This window comes from Pontibacter liquoris, assembly GCF_022758235.1.
Lineage (GTDB): Bacteria > Bacteroidota > Bacteroidia > Cytophagales > Hymenobacteraceae > Pontibacter > Pontibacter liquoris.
On the sequence record NZ_JALEBG010000002.1, the window covers coordinates 181259 to 205896 of the forward strand.

General features: G+C 52.3%; 25 protein-coding genes and 2 tRNA genes. 22 read left to right on the plus strand and 5 right to left on the minus strand.

What is annotated here, in order from left to right:
* Positions 1-68: 68 nt before the first annotated feature.
* The 21 genes from ccsA (at position 69) to LWL52_RS14240 (ending at position 18992) form a co-directional block, all read left to right on the plus strand.
* Positions 69-2663: a cytochrome c biogenesis protein CcsA gene (gene ccsA, locus LWL52_RS14145; RefSeq protein WP_242921010.1), complete on the plus strand. Its 2595-nt coding sequence runs from the start codon at positions 69-71 to the stop codon at positions 2661-2663.
* An 81-nt stretch (positions 2664-2744) separates the two neighbouring features.
* Positions 2745-3962 (plus strand): glycosyltransferase, encoded by a 1218-nt coding sequence (locus LWL52_RS14150; protein ID WP_242921012.1) that lies wholly within the window; start codon positions 2745-2747, stop codon positions 3960-3962.
* Positions 3959-4735 carry a Rossmann-like and DUF2520 domain-containing protein gene (locus tag LWL52_RS14155; protein WP_242921014.1) on the plus strand — a complete coding sequence of 259 codons (777 nt, stop codon included), beginning with the start codon at positions 3959-3961 and terminating at the stop codon, positions 4733-4735. The genes LWL52_RS14150 and LWL52_RS14155 overlap by 4 nt, the downstream gene beginning before the upstream one ends.
* A 100-nt stretch (positions 4736-4835) precedes the next feature.
* A complete protein-coding gene (locus tag LWL52_RS14160; RefSeq protein WP_242921016.1) occupies positions 4836-5165 on the plus strand; it encodes a 2Fe-2S iron-sulfur cluster-binding protein in 330 nt (109 codons plus the stop codon).
* Positions 5166-5269: 104 nt separating this feature from the next.
* Positions 5270-5512 (plus strand): Fe-S cluster assembly protein IscX, encoded by a 243-nt coding sequence (gene iscX, locus LWL52_RS14165; RefSeq protein ID WP_242921018.1) that lies wholly within the window; start codon positions 5270-5272, stop codon positions 5510-5512.
* Positions 5513-5599: 87 nt separating this feature from the next.
* Positions 5600-6097, plus strand: coding sequence for a KdsC family phosphatase (locus LWL52_RS14170; RefSeq protein WP_242921020.1), 498 nt, complete (start codon positions 5600-5602; stop codon positions 6095-6097).
* 119 nt (positions 6098-6216) lie between these two features.
* Positions 6217-6411, plus strand: a complete 195-nt coding sequence (locus tag LWL52_RS14175) for a cold-shock protein (protein WP_242921022.1) — start codon at positions 6217-6219, stop codon at positions 6409-6411.
* A gap of 126 nt (positions 6412-6537) precedes the next feature.
* On the plus strand, positions 6538-7383 hold the full coding sequence (locus LWL52_RS14180) for a geranylgeranylglycerol-phosphate geranylgeranyltransferase (RefSeq protein WP_242921024.1): 846 nt from the start codon (positions 6538-6540) through the stop codon (positions 7381-7383).
* Positions 7384-7390: 7 nt separating this feature from the next.
* Positions 7391-7525, plus strand: coding sequence for a hypothetical protein (locus LWL52_RS20560; RefSeq protein WP_255749603.1), 135 nt, complete (start codon positions 7391-7393; stop codon positions 7523-7525).
* The gene (locus LWL52_RS14185) at positions 7509-8015 is read left to right on the plus strand and encodes a PaaI family thioesterase (protein ID WP_242921026.1); all 507 of its coding nucleotides are present in this window, start codon (positions 7509-7511) and stop codon (positions 8013-8015) included. The genes LWL52_RS20560 and LWL52_RS14185 overlap by 17 nt, the downstream gene beginning before the upstream one ends.
* Positions 8016-8076: 61 nt before the next feature.
* The gene (locus tag LWL52_RS14190; RefSeq protein WP_242921028.1) at positions 8077-8901 is read left to right on the plus strand and encodes a Cof-type HAD-IIB family hydrolase; all 825 of its coding nucleotides are present in this window, start codon (positions 8077-8079) and stop codon (positions 8899-8901) included.
* A 163-nt stretch (positions 8902-9064) separates the two neighbouring features.
* Positions 9065-9796 carry a hypothetical protein gene (locus tag LWL52_RS14195; protein WP_242921030.1) on the plus strand — a complete coding sequence of 244 codons (732 nt, stop codon included), beginning with the start codon at positions 9065-9067 and terminating at the stop codon, positions 9794-9796.
* 72 nt (positions 9797-9868) lie between these two features.
* Positions 9869-10252, plus strand: coding sequence for an SRPBCC domain-containing protein (locus LWL52_RS14200; protein WP_242921033.1), 384 nt, complete (start codon positions 9869-9871; stop codon positions 10250-10252).
* Between the two features lie 109 nt (positions 10253-10361).
* The gene (gene purN / locus LWL52_RS14205) at positions 10362-10967 is read left to right on the plus strand and encodes a phosphoribosylglycinamide formyltransferase (protein ID WP_242921035.1); all 606 of its coding nucleotides are present in this window, start codon (positions 10362-10364) and stop codon (positions 10965-10967) included.
* An 11-nt stretch (positions 10968-10978) separates the two neighbouring features.
* Positions 10979-12508, plus strand: coding sequence for a bifunctional phosphoribosylaminoimidazolecarboxamide formyltransferase/IMP cyclohydrolase (gene purH, locus LWL52_RS14210; RefSeq protein WP_242921036.1), 1530 nt, complete (start codon positions 10979-10981; stop codon positions 12506-12508).
* A gap of 382 nt (positions 12509-12890) precedes the next feature.
* Positions 12891-13916 (plus strand): rod shape-determining protein, encoded by a 1026-nt coding sequence (locus tag LWL52_RS14215; RefSeq protein ID WP_242921037.1) that lies wholly within the window; start codon positions 12891-12893, stop codon positions 13914-13916.
* A 9-nt stretch (positions 13917-13925) separates the two neighbouring features.
* Positions 13926-14792: a rod shape-determining protein MreC gene (gene mreC / locus LWL52_RS14220; protein WP_242921038.1), complete on the plus strand. Its 867-nt coding sequence runs from the start codon at positions 13926-13928 to the stop codon at positions 14790-14792.
* A complete protein-coding gene (locus LWL52_RS14225; RefSeq protein ID WP_242921039.1) occupies positions 14782-15312 on the plus strand; it encodes a hypothetical protein in 531 nt (176 codons plus the stop codon). Before mreC ends, LWL52_RS14225 begins: the two co-directional genes overlap by 11 nt.
* The gene (gene mrdA, locus LWL52_RS14230) at positions 15309-17135 is read left to right on the plus strand and encodes a penicillin-binding protein 2 (protein WP_242921040.1); all 1827 of its coding nucleotides are present in this window, start codon (positions 15309-15311) and stop codon (positions 17133-17135) included. Before LWL52_RS14225 ends, mrdA begins: the two co-directional genes overlap by 4 nt.
* Positions 17099-18421, plus strand: a complete 1323-nt coding sequence (gene rodA / locus LWL52_RS14235; RefSeq protein ID WP_242921041.1) for a rod shape-determining protein RodA — start codon at positions 17099-17101, stop codon at positions 18419-18421. The genes mrdA and rodA overlap by 37 nt, the downstream gene beginning before the upstream one ends.
* A gap of 163 nt (positions 18422-18584) precedes the next feature.
* The gene (locus LWL52_RS14240; RefSeq protein ID WP_242921043.1) at positions 18585-18992 is read left to right on the plus strand and encodes a hypothetical protein; all 408 of its coding nucleotides are present in this window, start codon (positions 18585-18587) and stop codon (positions 18990-18992) included.
* 11 nt (positions 18993-19003) lie between these two features.
* On the opposite strand, the gene LWL52_RS14245 is transcribed toward LWL52_RS14240, so the two are convergent.
* The 5 genes from LWL52_RS14245 to mutS all read right to left on the minus strand — a co-directional run bounded on the left by LWL52_RS14245 (position 19004) and on the right by mutS (position 23422).
* On the minus strand, positions 19004-19423 hold the full coding sequence (locus LWL52_RS14245) for a hypothetical protein (protein ID WP_242921045.1): 420 nt from the start codon (positions 19421-19423) through the stop codon (positions 19004-19006).
* A 286-nt stretch (positions 19424-19709) separates the two neighbouring features.
* Positions 19710-20207 (minus strand): hypothetical protein, encoded by a 498-nt coding sequence (locus LWL52_RS14250; protein WP_242921047.1) that lies wholly within the window; start codon positions 20205-20207, stop codon positions 19710-19712.
* A 152-nt stretch (positions 20208-20359) separates the two neighbouring features.
* Positions 20360-20443 (minus strand) — tRNA-Leu (locus tag LWL52_RS14255).
* Between the two features lie 78 nt (positions 20444-20521).
* Positions 20522-20594 (minus strand) — tRNA-Gly (locus tag LWL52_RS14260).
* 194 nt (positions 20595-20788) lie between these two features.
* Positions 20789-23422, minus strand: a complete 2634-nt coding sequence (mutS, locus tag LWL52_RS14265; protein WP_242921049.1) for a DNA mismatch repair protein MutS — start codon at positions 23420-23422, stop codon at positions 20789-20791.
* 500 nt (positions 23423-23922) lie between these two features.
* Between mutS and LWL52_RS14270 the strand changes: the two genes are divergently transcribed.
* Positions 23923-24462: an RNA methyltransferase gene (locus LWL52_RS14270; protein ID WP_242921051.1), complete on the plus strand. Its 540-nt coding sequence runs from the start codon at positions 23923-23925 to the stop codon at positions 24460-24462.
* Positions 24463-24638: the final 176 nt, after the last annotated feature.

Sequence of the window (24638 nt, forward strand, 5' to 3'; positions counted from 1 at the left end):
AAAAAGAGTTTAAATAATGGCTCCCAACTTTCTAAGCTTCTAACTCCCCAACTTTCTAACTTATTCTGATGATAAATACGCTGATTGGGGACATTGGCCATACCAGTGTGATTGTAGCGTTTGTAGCTGCCATTGTATCCTCTCTTGCCTACTTTATGGCGGCGCGCACCAAAACGGAAGCCACCGGTGACACCAGCTGGCGCAACCTGGCACGCGGCGCTTTTTACGTACATGGCGTGGCCGTGCTGATGATTGTCTTCAGCTTGTTCAACATCATTTACGAGCACCGCTACGAATATTATTACGCCTGGAGCCACTCCTCCAACCACCTGCCCATCCACTTTATGATCTCCTGTTTCTGGGAAGGCCAGGAAGGCTCTTTCCTGCTGTGGATCTTCTGGCACGTGGTACTGGGCGTAACGCTGATGAACGTGGGCAAGAAGCGCAAAGAATGGGAAGCCCCCGTTATGGCCGTTTTCTCCTTCGTGCAGCTTTTCCTTACTTCCATGATCCTGGGCATTGTGATCGGTGACGTAAAGATCGGCTCCTCTCCTTTTATCCTGATGCGTGATTTTATGGCGGATGCCCCGGTGTTCAAGATGGACCCTAATTTCCTGCCGCAAGATGGTACCGGCCTGAACCCGCTGTTGCAGAACTACTGGATGGTGATTCACCCGCCTACGCTCTTTTTGGGCTTTGCCGCCACGCTGGTGCCTTTTGCCTTTGCTATGGCCGGCCTCTGGAAAGGCAAGTTTACCGAATGGGTTAAGCCAACGCTGCCCTGGGCACACTTTGCTGCCGTATCGCTGGGAATTGGCATTGTAATGGGCGCTTACTGGGCCTATGAAACGCTGAACTTTGGCGGTTACTGGAACTGGGACCCGGTAGAAAATGCGGTATACATTCCGTGGCTGGTGCTGGTAGGCGCTATCCATACGATGGTGGCGTTCCGCCGCAGCAAGCAGGGCCTGCGTGCCAGCTTTATACTTGTGATCACGTCGTTCCTGCTGGTGCTGTATGCTACTTTCCTTACCCGAAGCGGTATTTTAGGCAATGCGTCGGTACACTCTTTCACCGACCTGGGGCTTTCAGGCCAGCTGTTTACCTACCTGGCTGCTTTTGTAGTGCTGGCGGTTGGTATGCTGGTATATAACTGGAAAAAGATCCCGGCTACGGAAAAAGAGCTGACAACGTACAACGGCGAATTCTGGATATTTATCGGTGCCGCGGTGCTGTGCCTGGCCTCGTTCCAGGTGCTGGCCACTACGTCCATCCCAGTCTACAACTCCTTTATGGGCTTTATCGGCATCGAAACAAATGCCGCCCTCCCCGCCGACCAGATCGCCCACTATACCAAGTTCCAGTTATGGGCAGGTATGGCTGTGGCCATACTCTCGGGCATTGGCCAGTTGCTGTGGTGGCGCAAGGTAGATAAAGCCAGTTTCTGGGATGCCATTACCATGCCGGGCATGCTCACGCTGCTGTTCTCCAGTCTGATTATCATTCTGTCGAATAAGTTCGCTATACTGCCCTTTAAGCTGGACAATCCGGTATACATTGCCTTGCTGGTGGCGTCGCTCTTCTCGGTGTTTGCTAACCTGAGCATCATACTTGGCCTGATCCATAAAAAGGTTTCCTTATCGGGTGGTGCCGTGTCGCACATCGGTATTGCGCTGATGCTGATCGGTATCCTTTTCTCGTCAGGTTATTCCAAGATCATCTCGCAGAACAACTCCGGGCTGCTTTACTCCCGCGAGCTGCCGGAAGACATTAACCGCGACAACGTGCTCTTGTGGCGCAACCAGGCCGTAGACATGGACAAGTATAGCGTGAGCTACCGTGGCAAGTTCTTTGAAGTGGCTGGCATGCCGGGCTATGTGAACCAGGAGATCCTGTTCCGCACCAACGACGAGTACAAAGCCATTGCCCGCGCCCAGGTGAAAGTAAACGGCAAAGTATACTATAACATCGGCGACACGCTGGACCTTGAATCGCCGGAGAACACGTATTACGAGCTTGAGTACAAAAACCGCGAGACCGGCAAAAGCTTCTTGCTCTACCCGCGTGCACAAGTAAACCCTAACATGGGGCTGCTGGCCTCACCCGACATCAAGAGCTTTGCAGACCGCGACCTTTACACGCACGTATCCTCTATTGCACCAGAAGAAAAAGAGTGGAGCGCCATAAAGGAGTATGATATTGCCATGGGCGATACCATTGTGCTGAACGACTACATTGCCGTTTTCCATGGCGTGGAGATGATCAACAAGGTGCCGGGCGTAGAACTGAAGAAGGGCGACGTGGCCGTGCAGGCCGACATGCAGATATTGGGCGAAGCCAAGAGCTACCACGTGCATCCGCTGCTGATCTTTAAAGATGGCATGGCCGGTTATTTCCCCGAAGAGGTTGCTGACCTGGGCATGCGCGTCACGCTGCTCAACATTGACCCTGCCAAGGAAAGCTTTAAGATTGGCGTGAACACCACCCAGCGCGAGTGGATCATCCTTAAAGCCATGGAAAAACCATTCGTGAACATTCTCTGGATCGGTACCCTGATCATGGCGCTCGGCTTTACCATGGCCATTGTGCGGCGCAGCAAGGACGGCGTTCCGGTGGCCAATGCCGCCCGCCCCGACAAAAAGCGGAAAGCACAGGTTGTGTAAGCCATCCCAAGTATAAACAAAAAAGGCCTTGCTGTTATGCAAGGCCTTTTTTGTTTACCTTCGTTCCGTGCCGAGCTGCCTATGAATATTTTTGTCATCCCTTCCTGGTATCCGTCAGAAGACTATCCGATCAGCGGCAACTTTATTCCGGAGCAACTATGGGCCCTGTCACGATCTTATCCGGACCTAAACATAGGCGTAAGCCTTTGGGGGCAAAAAGACAAAGCCTGTCTTTTGTGGGCAAATGAACCGCTGCAAAGTATAGCCAAGATAATTCGCGCAGCCAGAACGCCCGTTACAATAAAGAAAGCAAACAACTTCAGAGAGTATGTGAAGCCCGCATTTACGTGGAGCAGAAAAATACTGAATGGAAATAAACGTAACATTCTCCGGGCTAATCTTTATAATCTCCGGGCATTTGAACGTGACTATGGGCCGGTGGACCTGATTCATGCGCATTGTGAAGATCCGGCAGGGTATTTTGCCATGAAGTTAGCGCACAGGGTGCAAAAACCTTACTGTATTACAGAACATATGGGCCCTTTCCCAAGCTGTTATACGACCAACAAGCACGGCAAACTGACGGATGAGCATCTGCTGCCTTATACTTTGGCAAGCCCCAACATAGCTGTCAGTCCTTTCTTATCTGCTGAAATGGAACGCCACAACATTCGGACAGTGGTGGTGCCGAACTTTATTGATGAAAACATTTTTAAGCCTCACAGCAAATCCAGGCAGCCGGGTCAAACATTCACCTTTTTCACCCTGGCTGATATTCGTACCTTAAAAGGGATCGATCACCTGCTTTATGCCATAAAGCTTTTAGCCGATGACGTGCCAGCTATGGCGTTCCGGATAGGAGGAGACGGGCCGCAGCTGAAACAATACAAAGCGCTTGCCCTACAGCTCGGCCTAACAGAAAAAGTAACTTGGCTGGGAGAAATTTCCAGAGAAAAAGCGGTGGAAGAATTTCAGAACTGCGATGCCTTTGTGCTTCCCAGCCTCTACGAATCCATGGGTATTGTTTACATCGAAGCCCTGGCCTGCGGCAAACCCATTATTGCCACGAGATGTGGCGGTCCGGAAAGCACCGTTACGCTACAGAATGGGCTGCTAGTGGCAAAAAACAATCCCGAAGAGCTCGCACAGGCTATACGGCAATTGGCTCTTAATTATAATAGCTACGACAGTAAAGTGATCCGCCAGGACTTTCTCAACCGCTTCTCTGCAACAGCAGTGCTGCCCCGGCTGGTAGAGCTTTACCAGCACATCATCGAAAACCACAAGGCAAAACCATGAAAATAGCGTTTATCGGAGCTGGCAACGTGGCCTGGCATTTGGCGCAGGCGCTTGCCGCAGCAGGCCACCAGGTAGTGGCCGTTTGTAGCCGGCAGGCAGAATCAAGCCAGGCACTAGCGCAGGTGCTTCCAGAAACCAAATCAGTAGCCTCGCTAACCGAACTGGCTAGTATGGCCCAGGATGTTATACTGGTAGCGGTGCCCGATGCGGCCATTGCCGCTGTGGCCGGGCAGCTGCAGGTGCAGCCGGGCACGCTGGTAGCCCATACGTCGGGCTCACAGCCGCTGGCGATACTGGAAAGTATAAGCGGCGCCCGCACCGGTGTTTTTTACCCGCTGCAGACCTTTTCCAAAGCCAAAGCGATTGACCTGAAAGAAGTACCGCTGTTGGTAGAGGGGCAGGACGAGCAGACCGTACAAGCGCTGGTGCAACTGGCGCAAAGTATAAGCAATCAGGTGCAGCAGGTTACCTCCCAAACAAGAAAGCAACTGCACCTGGCAGCGGTGTTTGCCTGTAATTTTACCAACCACCTGCTGGGCATTAGCCGGGAGCTGTTGCAGGAAGCCAGCCTTCCGTGGCCCCTGTTGCAGCCGCTTATCCACGAAACCATAGCCAAGGCCCTGCAGCACCCGCCCTTTGAGGTACAGACCGGCCCCGCCATTCGCCACGATGACAATGTACTGGCCGAGCACCTCCGGATGCTGGACGCACACCCAGGCTACCAGGAGCTATACCGGCAGCTTACCCAAAGCATACAGGCTACAAAAAGATAACCATTTTACAAGGCCGGGTGTTTAGCAACAAGGGCTAATGTGTTGCAATCTTTTGATTCGGGAGGCGGCCTTTGTAACTTGCAGCCAAAATTGAACAGACATGAAAGTTGTAAATATAACCTTTAAATTTGCCGACGGCTCTCCGGACGAGTCGCACCCGGCGGTGGAGGGCGAATCAGTACTGGATGTAGCGTTAAACAATGATATCAAGCTGCAGCATAACTGCGGCGGCGTATGTGGCTGCAGCACGTGCCATGTATACATCGAGGCCGGCTCAGACGACCTCCCCGAGATATCAGATAAGGAAGAGGATTACATCGACCGCGCCGTGGACCCGCGCATCAACTCCCGCCTGGCCTGCCAGTGCGTGGTGCAGGGCAACGCAGACGTTGTTGTTACGATTCCGGAACAGGATTTTCTGGGCCACTAGTCTAGTTTGTTGCATGGCTGAAAGGTTAAATCGCCGGGCATCTCAGGCCCGAAATCCTAACCATTTCAACCATTCAGCCCTATAACCATTAAACCATTTACAAGATGAACAAGAGTTATGAGCCGCCAATAACCTGGAACGACCACGAAGACATTGCAATGGCTTTGTACGAGAAGTTCGGGGATGATTTCTCAGAATCAAAAATTTACCGCATCCGTTTTACCGAGCTGCTGGATTGGATCCTGTCGCTGCCTAATTTTGAGGGCACCCGCGAGCAAGCCAACGAAGGGCACCTGGAGCAGATCCAGTCGGCTTGGGTGTATGAGTGGCGCGACAACCAGGACTAAGGTTTTGAGCGCTTTGCGGTAACAAATTAAAAATTTTCTATACTTTTAAAGGTCCTTTGTTTCAAAGGGCCTTTTTATTTGTGAACTATGTCCATTACGCAACCAGACCTCTCCAACATTTCCACTTTTATTTTTGATGTAGACGGCGTGCTGACCGATGGCCTGCTTTACTGCTTTGCCGATGGGGAGCAGGTGCGGGCCTTCAACATCAAAGACGGCTTTGCCATAAAGCATGCCCTGCGGCAAGGGTATAAAATTGCCATCATCTCGGGCAAGAACGAGCCCGGCGTGCGCAAACGTCTCGAGCAGCTCGACATTGAGGATATCTTTTTAGGAGCCGAAGATAAAGTAGACATCTTTGAAGACTACCTCTACATGCAGGGCATTCATCCGGCTACGGTGGCTTATATGGGCGACGACATGCCTGACCTGGAAGTGATGCAGCGCTGTGGATTGCGCGCCTGCCCGGCCGATGCCGCCGAGGATATCAAGGCCATTTGCACCTTTGTATCGACCAAAGCAGGGGGCAAAGGTGCTGTAAGAGAGCTGATTGAGCAGATCATGAAGGCGCAGGACACATGGTAATTCCGTCATTACCATTTTTCTTCAATTAAATATAAAATTTCTCTTAATTCGCTCTTGCGTATATAGAATATAATTTCTACATTACCGATGGATTTTATTACCAATAATTAGTCATCTTTATGAAAACAGGAAAAGTAAAGTTTTTTATTGAGTCCAAAGGCTTTGGTTTTATCACTGAAGACGAGACAAATGAGGATTTCTTTGTACACGTAACCGGCTTGAACGGAGTTGAAATTCAGCAGCACGACCGCGTTGAGTTTGACACCCAGGAAGGTAAAAAAGGAATCAACGCTGTTAACGTAAAAAGAATCTAACGATAGATAGAATACTTTAGCCGTTACAGAAAAAAGCTCCTGTTCGCCGCAGGAGCTTTTTTTGTACCTTGTGTTTTGCGCCCCGTACCGTAACTTTATACTTTTCCAGAAGCGCACCTTATTTACGTGAAAGCCTATTTAGCCCTTATCCGCTTCCCGAACCTAGTGCTTATCGTGCTGAGCCAGGCGCTGGCGCAGGCGTGCCTGCTGGTGGCGGGCGTAAACTGGGGCCTGGTAACCCGCCCGGGCTTTTGGGCGCTTACGTTGTCTACCGTTCTTATCGCAGCCGCCGGCTATATCATCAACGACTATTACGACATCAAGATCGATGCCATCAACAAACCCGGCCGGATGCTGGTAGGCAAGGCTGTTCGGCGGCGCCCGGCCATGTTTGCCCATATGGTGCTTTCTTTTTGCGGGGTGGCCATTGGCCTGGCGCTAGCCCTGCCGGTTGGGCTGATTAACCTGGGGGCCGTGCTGCTGCTGTGGGGCTACTCGGCCAGGCTAAAGAAAATGCTGCTGGTAGGCAACGTGGCCATTGCTCTGCTCTCGGCCTCCATGCTGCTGGTGGTAGCCGTTTACGACAACTCGCTGAACAAAATAACGCTGGGCTATGCGCTTTTTGCCTTTCTCATTTCCCTCATCCGCGAGATCATCAAAGACCTGGAAGATGTGAAGGGCGATGCCTCTTTCGACTGCCGCACGCTGCCTATTGTGGCAGGCCTGCGCAACACCAAGCGGGTACTCTTTCCTTTGCTGGCCCTGTTCCTGGTTTTTCTGCTGGTGGTGGTGGGGCACCCGGCCACTCCGTTGCTGTTTGACGGCTACATGCTGTTGTTTGTGCTGCTGCCCACCATCTGGCTGATCGTAAAACTGATCCGTGCCGACCGCCGACGCGACTTCGCCTACTTAAGCAATCTGAACAAATTCATTATGCTCACCGGTATCCTCTCCATGCTGCTGGTGCGCTAACAACACGATGAGCCGCTGCCAGGGAAATGCACCAGGCGCTGCCCCGAACAGTTTATACTTTGATACGCGTATAGAGAAGTATGCCGCATGCGCTGCTGCCACTTTAACGTATAACCCGCTGCCCAATGACCGGACTACCTAAAGCTGCCGAAGACTTCCGTATACTTGTTTCCTCGCCGGCCAGGTTCCGCCTGTTCATGCTATCCCGACTGCCGATGGCCTACATGGCGGGGCTGCGTGTCGTCTCCCTTACCGATGAGGGCGCCACTGTCAGCGTCCCGTTCAAGTATCTGAACAAAAACCCGTTTGGCTCTATTTACTTTGCCTGCCTCAGCATGGCCGCCGAGCTCTCGACAGGCGTGCTCTGCATGATGCATACCTACAAGGCAAACCCGGCCGTATCGATGCTGGTGGTGCACATGGAGGCTGATTTTACCAAAAAAGCCGTAGGCAAAATTGTTTTTACCTGCCCGGATGGAAAGCGCGTGCAGGAAGCGGTGGAGCAAACAAAAGTGACCGGCCAAGGCATTACCGTACATACCACAAGTATAGGCCTGAATGCGCAGGGCGAACAGGTAGCGGCCTTTCGCTATACCTGGTCTTTGAAAGTTAAAAGCCCCGCGGCAGCCTAGGCCCCGTTGCCAAAAGCCGTTTATACTTGTACCTTGCACCTCTTACCACCTGCTTTGCCCTATGAAATTACGCGCCATCTGCACCGACATCGACGGAACATTGCTCAACAGCGACCGCCAGTTGTCGCCGCGCACGCTTGCCACGTTCAGACAACTTGGCCCTGCTGTGCCCGTGATCCTGGCTTCCTCGCGCATGCCGGCCGCTATGCGCCACCTGCAGCAGGAGTTGGGTATTTTACACCAGCCGCTCATCTGTTTTAACGGGGGCTATGTAATTTATTATGAGGATGGGAAGTCTGACCCAATACAGCTGGACTCGGTACAGGTCCCGGTAGGCGTTTGCCAGGAGATTGTGGCGCTGACGCATGGCACCGACATCCATGTGAGCCTTTATGAACGCGACAACTGGTATGCCCCGCAGGATGACGAGTGGACTGAAAAGGAAGCGCGCGTAACCAAAGTAACGCCTGAAATTACCCCGCTGGCTCCCATACTTGCCACCTGGCATCAGGCAGGCATCGGGGCACACAAGCTCATGTGCATGGGGCCTGCGGATCAGATCGAGACCTTGCAACAGCAACTCAACAACTCCTTTGCCAACCAAGTGCATGCCTACCGCTCCAAAGATACTTACCTGGAACTTGCGCCCCGGGCCATTTCCAAGGCCACTGCCCTGGAGCTGCTGCTGAAAGCGCGCTTCGGCATTGGTATGCACGAGGTGATAGCCTTTGGCGATAACTACAACGACATTGCAATGCTGCAGGCCGCCGGCATGGGGATAGCCGTTGGCAATGCCCGTGACGAGGTGAAAGCTGTAGCTAACGCCATTACAGCCGACAGCAAGGAAGACGGCGTAGCCCTTGCTATTGAAAAGTACTGGCTATAACGCCACATACTTGTACAGACGGTTGCTGTCTGCAAGCCGCTCATCACCCATGTGCTTTCATGGAAATGCCAGACACTGTTATACTTACCATATAAATTTGTATATTAGCTAAACAAAGTATAGCTATTATCAGAAAACAAGTATAAACCTTAGGCCCGGCAGTATGCAGCACGCAAAACCACTTTCCAGAATCGTTGCGCTTTTTACCTGTGTTTTTCTCCTCTCGGTAACGGGCGTTCTGGCCCAGGGGAAAGACAAACTCACCCTAAAACCTACCGAGGGGAAGCTGCCAGCCTCTGTTAAAAAGCAAGCCTATTATTACCCGGCGTTCAAGAGCGGCCAGGTCAGGTTTGTAAACGGCGTAAGCACTTCCAGCTTGCTCAACTATAACAGGCTCAACAGGGAGGTAGAGTTTATCGATGCAAAGAAAGATACCCTGGCCCTGGCCGACATGCAGTTTGTGCAAACCATCACCTTTGAAACTGACACGTTCTACTACAACCCCAAAGACAAAGCCCTGCTAAAGCTGGTGGCCAGTTATGCCGGGGGCAACAAGCTGCTGGTGCAGGAGAAGTATGACCTGACCAACATAAAGAACGTGGGCGCCCTGGGCATGGAATACAGCACCACTTCGCCTACCAGCTCCAGCAGCAACCAGGTGCTGGGCGATACGCAGAACAGGCTGAAGCAGAATGAGACGATGGTATACTCGCTCAAAAACGATTATTATTTTACAGATAACGCAGGCCGCTTTGTGCCCGCCAGCAAAGCGGGTGCCCTGAAGCTTGCCCCGCAACAGAAAGAAAAGATCAAAGCCTACCTCCAGGAAAAAAAACCGGATTTTAACAGCGAAGCCGACCTCCGCACCTTTCTTGCATTTGTGGCAGGCCTGTAAGGTTTGTTTTAACTTATAGTATAACTTGCCGGTTGTTGTGCTTTTTGCAACCCGGTAAAATAACGCATACCCATGAAAGACCTAAAGAAATACTTTATCGTACCTGCCTCTCCCGAGGAAGTATACATTGCCCTTACCAACCCTTATACCATCCAGCTCTGGTCCGGCGACAAGGCCGAGATGTCCACGGAGGTGGGCTCGGAGTTCTCGCTGTGGGACGGCAACATTGTAGGCAAAAATCTGGAATTTGAAGAAGGCAAAATGATCGTGCAGGAGTGGTACTTCGGCGACCAGCAGGAGCGTTCCATTGTCACTATCAAGTTACACCCCCACAAGCAAGGCACCTCGGTAGAGCTGCGCCACCTCAACATTCCCGACCAGGATTATGAAGACATTGCCGAAGGCTGGACACACAGCTATTTCGGTTCGCTCATCGATTTTTACGAGGGAGAGTAGCCACGCGCCTGCCTCCTGCCGGTAGTCGCTGCAACATATTCTGCACCCTGGTTTATGGCATCTACAGCCAAACCTGTTATATTTGCTGCTTCATGCCAAGCTTATACTTTTGGAACGACCAGAAAAGAAGAATATAGTCATTTTTGCTTCGGGTTCGGGAAGCAACGCCCAGCGCCTGCTGGAGTACTTCGAGCACCACCCGCACATCCGTGTGGCTGCCCTGTTCTCTAACAACCCGAACGCGTATGCCCTCAAAAGAGCCGAGACCTTCCACGTCCCGGCTCTTTTGTTTTCCAGAGAAGCCTTTTACAAAACCGATACGGTACTGGAGCAGGTGCAGCAATTTAAACCGGACCTGATCGTGCTAGCCGGTTTTCTGTGGCTGGTGCCGCAAAACCTGCTGCAGGCTTATCCTAACCAGATCATCAACATCCACCCTGCCTTGCTGCCCCATTATGGTGGCAAAGGCATGCATGGCCTGCACGTGCACAGTGCCGTGGTGGAGGCTGGCGAGCCGGAATCGGGCATCACCATTCACCGCATTAACGAGGAGTACGACAAAGGCGAGTTTATACTGCAGGAGCGCTGCCCGGTGCTACCCACCGATACCCCCGAAGCGCTGGCTGCCCGCGTACTGCAGCTCGAGCACAAGCACCTGCCCCTGGTGGTAGAACAGCTGCTCACCGAACAGGAAGGACCTAAAAACAACCGTTAACCTATACTTACATGCAACCCGTTAAAATCAAATCCGCACTTATCTCGGTTTACTATAAAGACCACCTGGAGCCGCTTGTAGCGCTTCTGAAGCAGCATAATGTCACCGTTTATTCTACCGGCGGCACGCAGGCATTCCTGGAAGAGCAGGGCGCCGAAGTGATCGCAGTAGAAGACCTGACTGCTTACCCGTCTATTTTCGGTGGTCGTGTTAAAACCCTGCACCCCAAGGTATTCGGAGGCATTCTGCACCGCCGCGACAATGAAACAGACCTGGCGGAAAGATCCCAGTACGAAATTCCGCCTATCGACCTGGTTGTGGTGGATCTATACCCGTTTGAGGAAACCGTGGCCGCCGGTGCTTCGGAAGCCGAGATCATCGAAAAAATTGATATCGGGGGCATTTCGCTCATCCGGGCAGCCGCCAAGAATTTCAAGGATGTGCTCATCGTCTCCTCGCGCGAGCAGTATAAGGACGTAGTAGAGTTGCTGCGCCAGAAAGATGGTGCAACCGAACTACCTGACCGGAAGCGCTTTGCAGCCAAGGCATTTGATGTGTCCTCGCACTACGACACGCATATTTTCAATTACCTGAACGGTGGCCAGGAAGAGCCAGAGCAGGCCTTTAAGCAAAGCCTGCGCCAGGCAACCCCGTTACGCTACGGCGAAAACCCGCACCAGAAAGGCACGTTCTACGGCAAGCTCGACGAGCTGTTTGAGCAGCTTAACGGCAAACAGTTATCCTACAACAACCTGGTAGACGTGGATGCTGCTGTAGCCCTGGCTGCAGAGTTCGAGGAGCCGGTAGTGGCAATTCTGAAACATACCAATGCCTGCGGCGTGGCCACCAGTGACACGGTGAAAAAGGCTTACCTCGACGCGCTCTCTTCCGACCCTGTATCGGCTTTCGGCGGGGTGATCATTACCAACAGAACCGTGGACCTGTCTGCTGCCGAGGAACTGAACAAGTTGTTCTTCGAAGTGCTCATCGCCCCGGCTTTCGACCAGGAAGCACTGGACCTGCTCAGAACAAAGAAAAACCGCATCCTGCTGAAGCAGAAGCCGGCAGAACTGCCTACCAAGCTGTTCAAGACCTTGCTGAACGGCGTGATTGAGCAGGACAAAGACCTGGCCACCGAAACGGAAGCCGACTTTAAAACAGCCACCAAACGCGAGCCAACAGCACAGGAAAAGAAAGCCCTGGTATTTGCAGCCAAAGTATGCAAGCACACCAAGTCCAACACCATTGTGCTGGCTACCGACAAAATGATGTTCTCCAGCGGCGTAGGCCAGACCTCACGCGTGGATGCCCTGCGCCAGGCGCTGGAAAAAGCCAAAAGCTTTGGCTTTGATGTAAGCCAGGCAGTGATGGCTTCGGATGCCTTCTTCCCCTTCCCAGATTGCGTAGAGATCGCTGACCAGGCGGGTATCAAAGCGGTGGTGCAGCCCGGCGGCTCTATCAAAGACCAGGACTCGGTTGCCTATTGCGATGCCCACAACATGGCCATGGTAATGACGGGCGTGCGCCACTTCAAGCACTAATTTTTTTTGCATGCCATACTTAATGCCCCGGCCAGATCAGGCCGGGGCTTTTTTATACTTGTTCAGCTTGTAAGTAGGTTGTAATGAGGCCCAAGCAGCTTGCCCGGCTTCTCCTGCCCCGCCGCCTAAAGGCGCTGTTTTTTGCTTTTTCAGGGCTTCGGTGGCCTGCCAGATAAAGTATGGCGAATTCAATTTTGCACTCCTCCGGCCGTTATAGGGAATAAATAAACCCAGTTGGGTTATAAAAAAATATATTCCTGTTGCAGAATAGCTTCGGGTGTATTAATTCTGCTGAAATTGACTAATTTTGCACCAAGTTTTTTACTTGCGATATTGTATATTTAAAATATAATAAGGCAATGCAGGCCTTAACTTCTTTAAAATGGGACTATTTAACTTCTTAACCAGTGATATAGCGATCGACCTGGGAACGGCCAATACGCTGATCATCCACAACGATAAGATTGTGGTTGACGAGCCGTCTATCATCGCCATTGATCGGACCACCGGTAAAGTGATCGCCATCGGCCGCCAGGCGCAGCAGATGCATGAGAAAACACACGAGAACATCCGCACCATCCGCCCGCTAAAGGACGGGGTGATTGCCGACTTCCATGCGGCAGAAGAGATGCTCCGCGGTTTGATCAAAATGATCGACACGGGCCGTCGTCTTTTCCAGCCATCCCACCGCATGGTGATCTGCATTCCGTCCGGCATTACCGAAGTAGAGAAACGCGCCGTGCGTGACTCTGCCCAGCATGCCGGCGCCAAAGAAGTATGGATGATCCAGGAGCCCATGGCGGCTGCCATTGGTATCGGCATTGATGTGGAGCAACCTATCGGCTCTATGATCGTGGACATTGGCGGTGGCACCACCGAGATCGCGGTGGTAGCGCTTTCCGGCATTGTGTGCGACCAGTCGATCCGCATTGCCGGCGACGTGTTCACCAAAGACATCTTAGATTATATGCGCCGCCAGCACAACCTGCTTATCGGAGAGCGCTCTGCCGAACGCATTAAAATTGAAGTGGGCGCTGCGCTCACCGAAATCGAAAACCCGCCGGCCGACTACGAGATCCGCGGCCGCGACCTGATGACGGGCATTCCGAAGGTGATCAAGGTTACCTATCAGGAAATTGCTATTGCCCTGGATAAGTCGGTTGCCAAGATCGAGGAAGCCGTGCTGAAGGCGCTGGAAATTGCACCGCCCGAGCTTTCGGCCGACATCTATGACAACGGTATCCACCTGACAGGCGGCGGCGCTTTGCTGCGTGGCCTGGACAAGCGCCTGGCAGCCAAAACAAAGTTGCCGATCCATATCGCTGAAGATCCGTTACGCGCCGTAGTACGCGGCACAGGCGCTACCATCAAAAATATTGAAGGCTTTAAAAACGTTCTGCTGACGTAACAGCGCTGCATGCGGAATCTTTTTGCATTCATATACCGGTTCCGCGCGTTCCTCGTGTTCCTGCTGCTGGAGGTGCTTTGCGTGTACCTGATCGTGCGCTATAATACGTACCAGGGTGCCGCCTTTTTTAATTCGGCAAGCAAGTATGTGGGGCAGGTGCTGGAGTTTCAGAGCGGCGTAACCGATTATTTCCGACTGGCCTCTATTAACAACACGTTAGCCCGCGAAAATGCGGCCCTGCGCGAGCAGGTGCTGCGCAAAAAAACCGTGGCCCTGGCCGACAGTACTGGAAAACTGGATACGACCTACTATGCTCCATCCGATACCGTCCGGACGGTGCCCTATGTGTTGCATGCTGCCCGGGTGATCAACAACTCGGTGCGCCGCACCAACAACTACCTGACGCTCTCGGTGGGCACTGCCGACGGCGTGCAGCCGGGCATGGGCGTTATGTCGGCCAAAGGCGTGGTAGGGCGCATCAAAACAGTTTCGGAACATTATTCTACCGTTACCTCGCTGCTGCACTCGCAGTTACTGATCTCGGCCAAAATCAAGCAGAGCAATACCTTTGGCACCGTTAAGTGGCCGGGTGGCGATTACCGCACCGCAGTGCTGGACTACATTCCGCTGCACGTGAAACCGGTAAAAGGCGACACCGTGATGACCAGCGGCTTTAATACCGTATTCCCAGAAGGCATTATGGTGGGCACCATCAGCTCGGTGCAGAAAGAGCAGGATAAAAGCTTTTATACGATCCGGGTAAAGCTTTCAGTTGATTTTGCGCAGTTATCCTATGTGTATGTGGTGGAGAACAGGCAGAAAGAGGAGCGCGAGAATTTAGAACAAAACGCAGGTATACTTCCAGATGAAGAGTAGGTTCGGCATTAACAATATCGTGCAGTTTGTACTGTTTGTAGCCCTGCAGATCCTGCTGGTAGATAACCTGGTGCTTTTTGGCACAGGCTTCTGCTTTATATACGTTGCCTTTCTGCTGTTTCTGCCCCTTCATGTCAACCGGGTGCTGCTGCTGTTTCTGGGTTTCCTGGTAGGCTTTTCGGTCGATATTTTTTACGACACAGTAGGCATACACGCGGCGGCCAGTGTGCTGCTGGCTTTTTTAAGGCCACTCGTTTTGAACCTTCTCACGCCACGCGATGGTTACGATACCAACGATTCTGTGAACATACACGTAATGGGGGTCCGCTGGTTTCTGGCTTATACTTTTATCTTGCTGCTGGCACATCATGCCGCTGTTTTCTTCCTTGAAACGATCAGCTTTGCCGAAGCAGGCTTTACGCTGGTAAAGATCCTGTTCAGCACCCTGTTCACGGGCGTTGCCATGGTTATTTTACAACTACTGTTCTTCCCGGCAAAAAGGGCAACCAGAACACGATGAAGTACTTAGAAAACAGAAAATACGTAATTCAGGGCATCTTTCTGCTGGTTGGCATTCTCTACGCCTTCCGCCTTTTCTACATCCAGGTAATAGACAGCAGCTACAAACAGGCGGCCGAAACCAATGCCATCAAAACTGTTATCCAGTATCCTTTCCGGGGGTTGATCTACGACCGTAACGGCAAACTGCTGGTGCAGAACACGCCCGTTTACGACCTGATGGTGATCCCGAAAGAAGCCAAAAACGTGGATACCCTGCGCCTGTGCCATCTGGTCAATCTGCCACTGGAGGATGTACGGATGCGCCTGAAAAAAGCCCGGGCCTTTTCGTATGTGCAGCCCTCTGTTTTCTACCAGAAACTAAGCACCCAGGAGTTTGCCCAAATCCAGGATAACCTGATCGATTTTCCGGGCTTTTATATCAATGCCCGTACGGCCCGTGGCTACCCGCACAACAGCCTCTCGCATGCACTCGGGTACATTGCCGAGATTAGCCCGAGGCAGTTGGAAGACTCTACCTACAAAGGTTACCGTCCCGGCGATTATATCGGCAAAAGCGGCATCGAGCAGGAGTATGAGCAATACCTGATGGGCCGGCGCGGCGTGAAGTATAAAATGGTGAACGTGCGGGGCATCGAGAAAGGCTCGTTTAAAGACGGCGCCTACGACACCCTCTCGGTAGCGGGCCAGAACCTGACCAGCACCATTGACCTGGACTTGCAGGAGTATGGCGAGTTCCTGATGAACGGAGCCAAAGGCAGTGTGGTGGCCATAGAGCCAGCCACCGGCGAGATTCTGGCGTATGTGTCAGCCCCTTTCTATGATCCGAACCTGTTTACGGGCAAAGATTACGGCAAGAACTACATGATGCTGCTCACCGACCCGAACAAGACCATGTTTAACCGCCCTATTATGGCGAGCAACAACCCGCCGGGCTCTATTTTTAAGCTGGCACAAGCGCTGGTAGCCCTGCAGGACGGCATTATTACCCCGCAAACCGGTTATCCGTGTAACCAGAGCCTGGTTAAATGCGCGCACGGCCACCCGGCGCCTTCCAACCTGGCACTGGCTATCAAATATTCGTGCAACCCCTATTTCTACCAGCTTTTCCGGGCAGAGATAAACCAGGGCAAATCGCCCAACACCTTTAAAGATACAGCCCTGGGCCTGGAACACTGGCGGGAGCAGATCCTCAGCTTTGGCTTCGGTAAAGACCTGGGCGTGGACCTGCCCAATGAGAAAAAAGGCATTATCGCTTCGCAGGCCATGTATGACCGGGTATACGGGCAGAACCGCTGGAAATTCTCCACCATCTACTCGCTTAGTATCGGGCAGGGAGAACTCGGCGTTACCCCGCTGCAGATGGCCAATTTTATGGCGATTATGGCGAACCGGGGCCACTACATTGCACCACACCTGATCAAATCGATCGGCAACAACGGGCGTCCGCTGCCGCAGTACCAGGAGGAGCACCATACCACCATCGACAAAAAGCACTTTGAACCGGTGATACAGGGTATGGCCGACGTAGTGGCCTCGGGCACAGGCCGCAACGCAAACCTGGAGAAACTGGGCATTGTTGTTTGCGGTAAGACCGGCACGGCCGAAAACCCGCAAGGCAAAGACCACGCCGTGTTTGTGGCTTTTGCCCCACGCGATAATCCGAAGATCGCCATTGCCGTGTATGTGGAAAACGCGGGTTTTGGCGCCCAGTCAGCTGCCCCGATCGCAGGCCTGATGATAGAAAAGTATTTAACAGACTCCGTGTCTAGAAAACCGCTGGAAAAATGGGTGTTGAGCAGAAAGTACTTGGAGATAGAATAGTAACGCCGCAGAGCAGGCGCTCCTCCAACCGTATTCTCCAGAACATCGACTGGGTGATGATCCTGCTGTATGGGCTGCTAGTAGCCCTGGGCTGGATGAATATCTATGCGGCCGTGTACAGCCCTGACAACGTGGTCAACATCATGAGCTTTGATATCAACTCGGGCAAGCAGCTCGTGTGGATCGGCGCTTCGCTGGTGCTCATACTCATCCTGCTTGTAGTAGATTACAAAGTATACGAACACCTGGCTTATCCTATTTACGGCGGCATTATACTATTGCTCCTGGTTACGTTGGTCATTGCCAAGCCCATTGCCGGCTCCCGCTCCTGGCTGGATCTGGGGGGCGGCATACGCCTGCAGCCTGCCGAGCTGGCCAAGTTTGCTACCGCGCTGGCGGTTTCCAGATTCCTGGCAAGCGTTAACCTGCGGCATCAGAACCTGAAAGATCAGATGCGCCTGGCTGCGCTGACGCTGCTGCCGCCTATGATCATTATCCTGCAGAACGAAACCGGTTCGGCGCTGGTGTTTGCCGCCTTTGTGCTGGCTTACTTCCGCGAGGGCATGTCGCCGCTGATCCTGATCGTGGGAGGCACTGCTGCCGCCATCTTTATCCTGACGCTGCTTGTACCCAAGCTATACCTGATCATTGGCATCACCGTACTTATGGCCCTGGCCACCTGGCTGGATTACCGCCTGCTGCGGCGCTTTAAAATGCTGATCGTGCTGTGGCTGGCCGTGGTGGGCATGGTGTTCAGTGTCGATTATTTTGTAAACAACGTGCTGCAGCCGCACCAGCAAAACCGTATTAAGGCGCTTATTAACCCGGAGGCGGACCCGCTGGGCTTTGGCTGGAACGTGACGCAATCGAAAATTGCGATTGGCTCGGGCGGCTTCTGGGGTAAAGGCTTTCTGGAAGGCACCCAAACCAAGTTCGACTTTGTGCCGGAACAAAGCACCGACTTCATTTTCTGTACCATCGGCGAGGAACATGGCTGGCTGGGCAGTACCATCCTTATTGGCCTGTTTATGCTGCTGCTGGTGCGCATCGTGTATGTGGCCGAGCGGCAGAAATCGGTATTCGGCCGGACCTACGGCTATTGCGTGGCCTCTATTATCTTTTTCCACTTTCTGGTAAATGTGGGCATGACGATCGGCCTGGCACCGGTAGTAGGTATTCCGTTGCCCTTTTTCAGCTATGGCGGCTCTTCGCTCTGGTCCTTTACCATCCTGCTCTTTATCCTGATCGCCATTGACGCGAACCGGAACCAGGAGCTGGTCCGCTAGCATGCGGCCCTGGTATAAGCACTGAAAGACGAAACAGCTAAGCAACCTGTGGCCGCTGCAGCAGCGGCAGGTATAGGATAGGCAGCGTTTTTATTTGTAAACATTAATGGTATATTTAAGGTATACCTGAGCTCGTAAATCGTTACTTATTCTTTGTTGCCCTATGCCATTTGAGACCATGTACAAGTCGGACTTTTACCAGCTGGAAGCTGACTTTGAACGCGGGTTGCTCAAGGCTTTATGGTTAAGGCCGGTAAATGAAAATGAGTTAAAAATCGGCGGCATGAAGCTCTACGAGGTACTGCGCGATACAAAGCTAGAGCGGGTAGTGGCAAATGCGCAGTCTATGACAGCCCTTACCACCGAAACCAAAGAGTGGATGTCAGCCTCCTTTTACAAGCTACTCTCGCAAACAGAGCTAAAAAAACTGGCCCGCGTGCTTCCTGTTAATTTATTCCATCAGCTAGCGCTGGAGTCTGTTATTACGCGGGCCGAGGCTTTAGGCAACATACAGTTTCAGACCAGGAACTTCTCTGACCAGGAAAGCGCCCTGAGCTGGCTGTTTGCGTAAGCAGCAGGCTATTAATCCTCCTGCAACCACTGCAAGGCTCTTTCCTCATCCGCAAAGGTATCAAACATCTGGAAGTGCAGGTCTGCCTTCGTTTCTGCCAGCACCTCATCGGACAAGTCTTTTAAAATGGTCTCCCGCTTTGTATTGAAGTTACCTAGCCGCGCTACTTTTTTCACGCGGGTTTGCACCAGGTCTCTTCCCAACTGCGCATTCAGCGCCCTGTACTCCTCATCCGAAACCGCCAGGTTGTTGCTCCTGGAATCGAACAGCACCTTTTTGATATCGTAACCCCGGATCACCTCCAGCAGCTTTTCAAACGAGTACAGTAGTTCTGCCCCGGACGCCGCCCTTACATTCGGCCACCGGACCGTCAGGATATCGGTCGCCACATCATAGGTGAGTTCAATAAAGCCGTTTTGGTGAAGTATCATACAAAGTATAAGCAGGTAAATGCGCCGTTGAAGATAAACGAAATACAGGAGAATGCCGAAGCGAGGGCCTTGCGCGTTTTCCTGCGTGCCATACTTTAACTGCTACAGGAATGGGCAGGGGCATAAAAAAGCCGCTTACACGTAAGTATAAGCGGCCGTTGTAGCATGACTAAGGTCAGAGCACCCCTTTTACATTAACTTTCTATTATCTTATTAATAATTTGAACGTTAGCAATTCCAGCTCTTCTCTTGGATGTTGCTTGGGGAACACCGAATAAGAACTGCTTTATTTCTTAGTTGCCTGTACACTAATTCGTGAATCTATCATTGTTGACTCATAGTCATAAAGAGACAATTCAAGAACATTATTCTTTATTTCACCTGATAAACTATGAGTGCAGCCACACCCTCTTGCAGTCATTAGGTAAAATAATTTGTTCCCAATCACTTGCACCTCGTTGTACTGTCTTCTGGATCCGATAGGTAGCAGAACAGTAACGACTACTTGTTCACTGTTATCAGTGCTTCTTACAATAGCAACCTGCACATCCTTATAAATGGTATCCTTTCTTGTAAAAGTGTGCTTATAATCCATATAGTTATCCTGCGCTTCCCCAGTGTAGTCGCCAACATACCTTTTAACATAGACTTCGGTAAATTCCTCATGTTTGTCTTTGCAGGAAAAGAAAAGTACGACTAGCACCAGCAGGAGGCAACGCTGCCTTATAACTTGTACAGAAGTAGTATTTCTCACGCTTTGGAGCAAGGCAGCAATTATTTTCATCGTGTTTTGATCAGGTATTGTCTACCATAAATATACTATAATTAAGATATACTAAACTGAAATAACAAAATCATGAGATGGTATGAAATGAGAAAGCCCGCTTAAGTCTTGCTTAAGCGGGCTTTCTTTACACTTCTTTAGATAAGATATAGTACCAGGAGCGGGAATCGAACCCGCACGGACTTGCGTCCACAAGATTTTAAGTCTTGCGTGTCTACCAATTCCACCATCCCGGCAACCTTCGGGCTGATCCCGAAGAAGTGACGTTAAAAAACAAAGACGTTGTTTAGCACAACGTCTTTGTTTCATTTTTGAGCGGGAGACGAGGTTCGAACTCGCGACCTCGACCTTGGCAAGGTCGCGCTCTACCAACTGAGCTACTCCCGCTTTTAGTCATTTCCTAAATCGTTGTAGTGATTTAGTGATGCAAAGATAGAGACAAAATTCTTCTTGTCAAGAACCTGCGCTAAATTTTTCTTCTTATTTAACGCTTTAAGCTGATTTTCAGGCAGAAAATTTTCAATTTTTCTTTCCTGGCGCCTGCTATGCCCCAAATAGCGGCCGCTTCCCACAGCCTGCGGCTACCTGAAAGCGGCCTTTTTCTGGTCATCCAGCAGCAGCTTGAGCTCATTTAGCTTCAGGAGCGCCTCTACCGGCGTGATGGTGTTGATGTCCAGCTTGTCGAATGCTTCTTTCACACGTTCCAACTGCGGGTCGTGCAGCTCGAACATGCTGAGCTGGTAATTACTCTTGGGCGCCGTTTTCATTTTCTGTTCCGGGGCCTGCTCGGTCACTTTCTCCTGCTCCAGGTGGTGCATGATCTCGTTGGCCCGCAACACCACGCTGTTGGGCATACCCGCCATCTGCGCCACGTGTATGCCGAAGCTGTGCTCGCTACCGCCAGCCACCAGCTTGCGCATGAACAGGATCTTGCCGCCGGCCTCTTTTACCGACACGTTATAATTCTTTACGCGCGGCAGATCTTCGGCTAGCTGGTTGAGCTCGTGGTAGTGGGTAGCAAAAAGCGTCTTGCCTTTATACTTGGGGTGGTTGTGCAAATGCTCCACAATGGCCCATGCAATCGAAATACCATCGTAGGTACTGGTGCCCCGCCCGATCTCATCCATCAGCACCAGGCTGCGGTCCGAGAGGTTGTTCAAGATACTGGCCGTTTCGGTCATCTCCACCATAAACGTCGACTCGCCCCGCGACAAATTATCCGAAGCGCCCACACGGGTAAAGATCTTGTCGATGATGCCGATGCTGGCTGCCTCTGCGGGCACAAAAGCGCCGATCTGCGCCATGAGCACGATCAGCGCCGTTTGCCGCAGCAAAGCGCTTTTACCGGCCATGTTCGGCCCCGTAATGATGATGATCTGCTGCTGCTCGTTATCCAGAAATATATCATTGGGCACATAGGTTTCTCCGAGTGGCAGCTGCTTCTCGATTACGGGGTGGCGGCCTTTTTTAATGTCGAGCACGTGGCTCTCGCTTACCTCCGGCTTCACATACTTATTGGCCAAGGCGATGTTGGCAAAGGAGCTCAGGCAGTCGATTACGCCGATCACCCGGGCATTTTGCTGTACCTGGGCCACATAATCCAGGGCCTGCAGCACCAGCTCGTTAAACAAGCCGAACTCGATGGCATAAATGCGGTCTTCGGCGTTGAGTATCTTCTCCTCGTAGGTTTTCAGTTCTTCGGTAATATAGCGCTCGGCATTTACCAGGGTCTGTTTGCGTATCCAGGAGGCAGGCACTTTGTCTTTGTGGGCATGCGTTACCTCCAGGTAGTAGCCAAATACTTTGTTAAAAGCGATCTTCAGGGAGCTGATGCCGGTATTTTTCACTTCCCGCTGCTGCAGCTGCGCCAGGTAGTCTTTGCCCGAAAAAGCAATGCTGCGCAGCTCATCCAGCTCGCTATCCACGCCGTCGTTGATCATGTTGCCTTGGTTGGGGAGCATGGGAGCCTCGGGCTTCAGCACGTTCCGGATCTCCTCGCGCAGCCCGTCGCAGGGAGCCAGCTGCGCCGCCAGCTTCTGCAGCGCCGGAATATCGCTTAAAGCAAGGGAATTCTGTATCGGCACGATGGCATCCAGGGCTTTGGCCAGTTGCACCAGCTCGCGCGGGTTCACGCGGCGCACCGCCACTTTCGAGATCAGCCGCTCCAGGTCGTTTATACTTCTGAGGTGCTGCGTCAGCTCGTCCAGCAGCTCCCGGTGCTGCGTGAGCGCTTCCACAGTGTCGAGGCGACGGCGGATCTGTACCACATCTTTCAGCGGCAGCACCACCCACTTTTTAAGCAGGCGCGCGCCCATCGGCGTTACCGTCTGGTCGAGTACTTCGATCAGCGGCACGCCCTCGGGGTGCTGCGGGTAAAGCAGCTCCAGGTTACGCACCGTAAAGCGGTCGAGCCACACATACTTGTCTTCCTCCAGCCGCGAGATGGTGGCGATGTGGCTGATCTCGTGATGCTGCGTTTCGGAGAGGTAATGCAGGATGGCGCCGGCCGCAATAATGCCTTCGCGCATGCCTTCAATACCGAATCCTTTGAGGGAAGCGGTCTTAAACTGGCGCGTGAGCTGCTCGTAGGCAAAGTCGTAGCCAAACACCCATTCTTCCAGCGCATAGTAGCGGAAATCTGGGCCATAGCTTTCAGTAAAGGTTTCTTTCTCGCGTTTGCAGAACAGCACCTCGGCCGGTGCCAGGCTCTGCAGCAGCTTGCCGATATAATTCCGGTCGCCCTGCGCGGTGATAAACTCGCCGGTGGAAATATCCAGGAACGACACGCCGGTCTCGGCCTTGCCAAAGTGCACGGCCGCCAGGTAGTTGTTGCTGCGGCGCTCCAGCACCTGGTCGTTGAAAGACACGCCCGGTGTTACCAGTTCTGTAACGCCCCGCTTCACAATGCCTTTTACCGATTTGGGGTCTTCCAACTGGTCGCAGATAGCCACGCGCTCGCCCGCCCGCACCAGTTTAGGCAGGTAGGTGTCGAGGGAGTGGTGCGGAAAGCCCGCCAGCGCTATTTCAGAAGGCGAGCCGGCGCCGCGCTTGGTCAGCACAATGTCCAGTATCTTGCTGGCCTTGACAGCATCCTCGCCAAAAGTTTCGTAAAAATCCCCTACCCTGAATAGCAGCAATGCCCCCGGATGCTTCGCCTTGATGGCGTTATACTGTTTCATCAGCGGGGTTACGGTGCCTGTGCTTTCTGCTTTCATACTATATTTCTTAAGCTATACTTTTATAGTATAGGTAATGTCAATTTTAAATTATGTTACTCTTAGCTGGCTTTTCGCCTCGCCGGCTGGGCCTTCCTTTTCTCCTTGATGAGAAAAATAGAGGGCCCCTACCCCCGTAAGCAAAAGAATCAAGACTATTTTAAACTCGCTGAACGCTCAAACAAAAAATCGTCAAAGGTGCACTTGGCAGAAGTTTCTGCTTATACTTGTTGCTCTTCCGGACTTCCAAGCCTGGGAGCTCTCTGCCGGGGACATCTTGTCCCCGTTTATTGCTAACGCGGACATGATGTCCGCAGCAAGGCACATTTTCGGACATGGATATCCGAAACACCAAAACACCATTTAACTATCCGACCATTCTACTTCTAACACCCAAGTATAAACTATAAGTTTGATTTTAAAGCAAACAGCCGGACCTTTGCAGCGGCAAAGCACGCCTGGTTCTTTGTCTTTTATCAAACTGTCCTTTGTCAGCAAAAATGCGAAAACTCTCGATGGATGACCTGAACCGCGACTCGGTTGAGACATTCAAAAATAAGAAAAAAATACCGTTAGTCTTGGTGCTCGACAATGTGCGCAGCCTGAATAATGTAGGATCCGTATTCCGTACGGCCGATGCATTTATGGCTGAGAAAGTATACCTCTGCGGTATTACGGGCACGCCCCCACACCGCGACATCGAGAAAACGGCCCTGGGCGCCACCGAATCGGTTGCCTGGGAGCACGTGCCCGACACGGTGGCGCTGGCAAGGCAACTACAGGCCGAAGGCTATAAGATCTGTTCGGTGGAGCAGGCCGAGAACAGCACCAAGCTGAACGATTTCCGGCCCGAGCCTGGCGTGCATTATGCATTTATACTTGGCAACGAGGTGTTTGGCGTGGAACAGGACGTCGTCAGCATGTCGGATGTGGTGCTGGAGATCCCGCAGTTTGGCACCAAGCACTCGCTCAACATCTCGGTCGCTACCGGGGTGGTGGTCTGGGATTTTCTGAGCAAAACACTCACGCAGCAGGTATAAGCGGCGTAGCCCTAGCGCGCCAACCTGTCTCCTGCTGCTGCTTACCCGCGTTATTCTGGCCGCCGGCCACAAAGTTCGGCCAGGAATTAAACCTATGGCTTTCTGAACTGTCGTACTTCTGTATCAGGCGAGCGCAGGGGCTCAGTTGAGCCCCTGCGCTGCGCCGGCACCTGATT

Excerpts from the sequence above, each read along its gene's own strand:
- ccsA (WP_242921010.1), top strand. The coding sequence starts at position 69 with ATGATAAATACGCTGATTGGGGACATTGGCCATACCAGTGTGATTGTA.
- LWL52_RS14150 (WP_242921012.1), top strand. The coding sequence starts at position 2,745 with ATGAATATTTTTGTCATCCCTTCCTGGTATCCGTCAGAAGACTATCCG.
- LWL52_RS14155 (WP_242921014.1), top strand. The coding sequence starts at position 3,959 with ATGAAAATAGCGTTTATCGGAGCTGGCAACGTGGCCTGGCATTTGGCG.
- LWL52_RS14160 (WP_242921016.1), top strand. The coding sequence starts at position 4,836 with ATGAAAGTTGTAAATATAACCTTTAAATTTGCCGACGGCTCTCCGGAC.
- iscX (WP_242921018.1), top strand. The coding sequence starts at position 5,270 with ATGAACAAGAGTTATGAGCCGCCAATAACCTGGAACGACCACGAAGAC.
- LWL52_RS14170 (WP_242921020.1), top strand. The coding sequence starts at position 5,600 with ATGTCCATTACGCAACCAGACCTCTCCAACATTTCCACTTTTATTTTT.
- LWL52_RS14175 (WP_242921022.1), top strand. The coding sequence starts at position 6,217 with ATGAAAACAGGAAAAGTAAAGTTTTTTATTGAGTCCAAAGGCTTTGGT.
- LWL52_RS20560 (WP_255749603.1), top strand. The coding sequence starts at position 7,391 with ATGAGCCGCTGCCAGGGAAATGCACCAGGCGCTGCCCCGAACAGTTTA.
- LWL52_RS14185 (WP_242921026.1), top strand. The coding sequence starts at position 7,509 with ATGACCGGACTACCTAAAGCTGCCGAAGACTTCCGTATACTTGTTTCC.
- LWL52_RS14190 (WP_242921028.1), top strand. The coding sequence starts at position 8,077 with ATGAAATTACGCGCCATCTGCACCGACATCGACGGAACATTGCTCAAC.
- LWL52_RS14195 (WP_242921030.1), top strand. The coding sequence starts at position 9,065 with ATGCAGCACGCAAAACCACTTTCCAGAATCGTTGCGCTTTTTACCTGT.
- LWL52_RS14200 (WP_242921033.1), top strand. The coding sequence starts at position 9,869 with ATGAAAGACCTAAAGAAATACTTTATCGTACCTGCCTCTCCCGAGGAA.
- purH (WP_242921036.1), top strand. The coding sequence starts at position 10,979 with ATGCAACCCGTTAAAATCAAATCCGCACTTATCTCGGTTTACTATAAA.
- LWL52_RS14215 (WP_242921037.1), top strand. The coding sequence starts at position 12,891 with ATGGGACTATTTAACTTCTTAACCAGTGATATAGCGATCGACCTGGGA.
- mreC (WP_242921038.1), top strand. The coding sequence starts at position 13,926 with ATGCGGAATCTTTTTGCATTCATATACCGGTTCCGCGCGTTCCTCGTG.
- LWL52_RS14225 (WP_242921039.1), top strand. The coding sequence starts at position 14,782 with ATGAAGAGTAGGTTCGGCATTAACAATATCGTGCAGTTTGTACTGTTT.
- mrdA (WP_242921040.1), top strand. The coding sequence starts at position 15,309 with ATGAAGTACTTAGAAAACAGAAAATACGTAATTCAGGGCATCTTTCTG.
- rodA (WP_242921041.1), top strand. The coding sequence starts at position 17,099 with ATGGGTGTTGAGCAGAAAGTACTTGGAGATAGAATAGTAACGCCGCAG.
- LWL52_RS14240 (WP_242921043.1), top strand. The coding sequence starts at position 18,585 with ATGCCATTTGAGACCATGTACAAGTCGGACTTTTACCAGCTGGAAGCT.
- LWL52_RS14245 (WP_242921045.1), bottom strand. The coding sequence starts at position 19,423 with ATGATACTTCACCAAAACGGCTTTATTGAACTCACCTATGATGTGGCG.
- LWL52_RS14250 (WP_242921047.1), bottom strand. The coding sequence starts at position 20,207 with ATGAAAATAATTGCTGCCTTGCTCCAAAGCGTGAGAAATACTACTTCT.
- mutS (WP_242921049.1), bottom strand. The coding sequence starts at position 23,422 with ATGAAAGCAGAAAGCACAGGCACCGTAACCCCGCTGATGAAACAGTAT.
- LWL52_RS14270 (WP_242921051.1), top strand. The coding sequence starts at position 23,923 with ATGCGAAAACTCTCGATGGATGACCTGAACCGCGACTCGGTTGAGACA.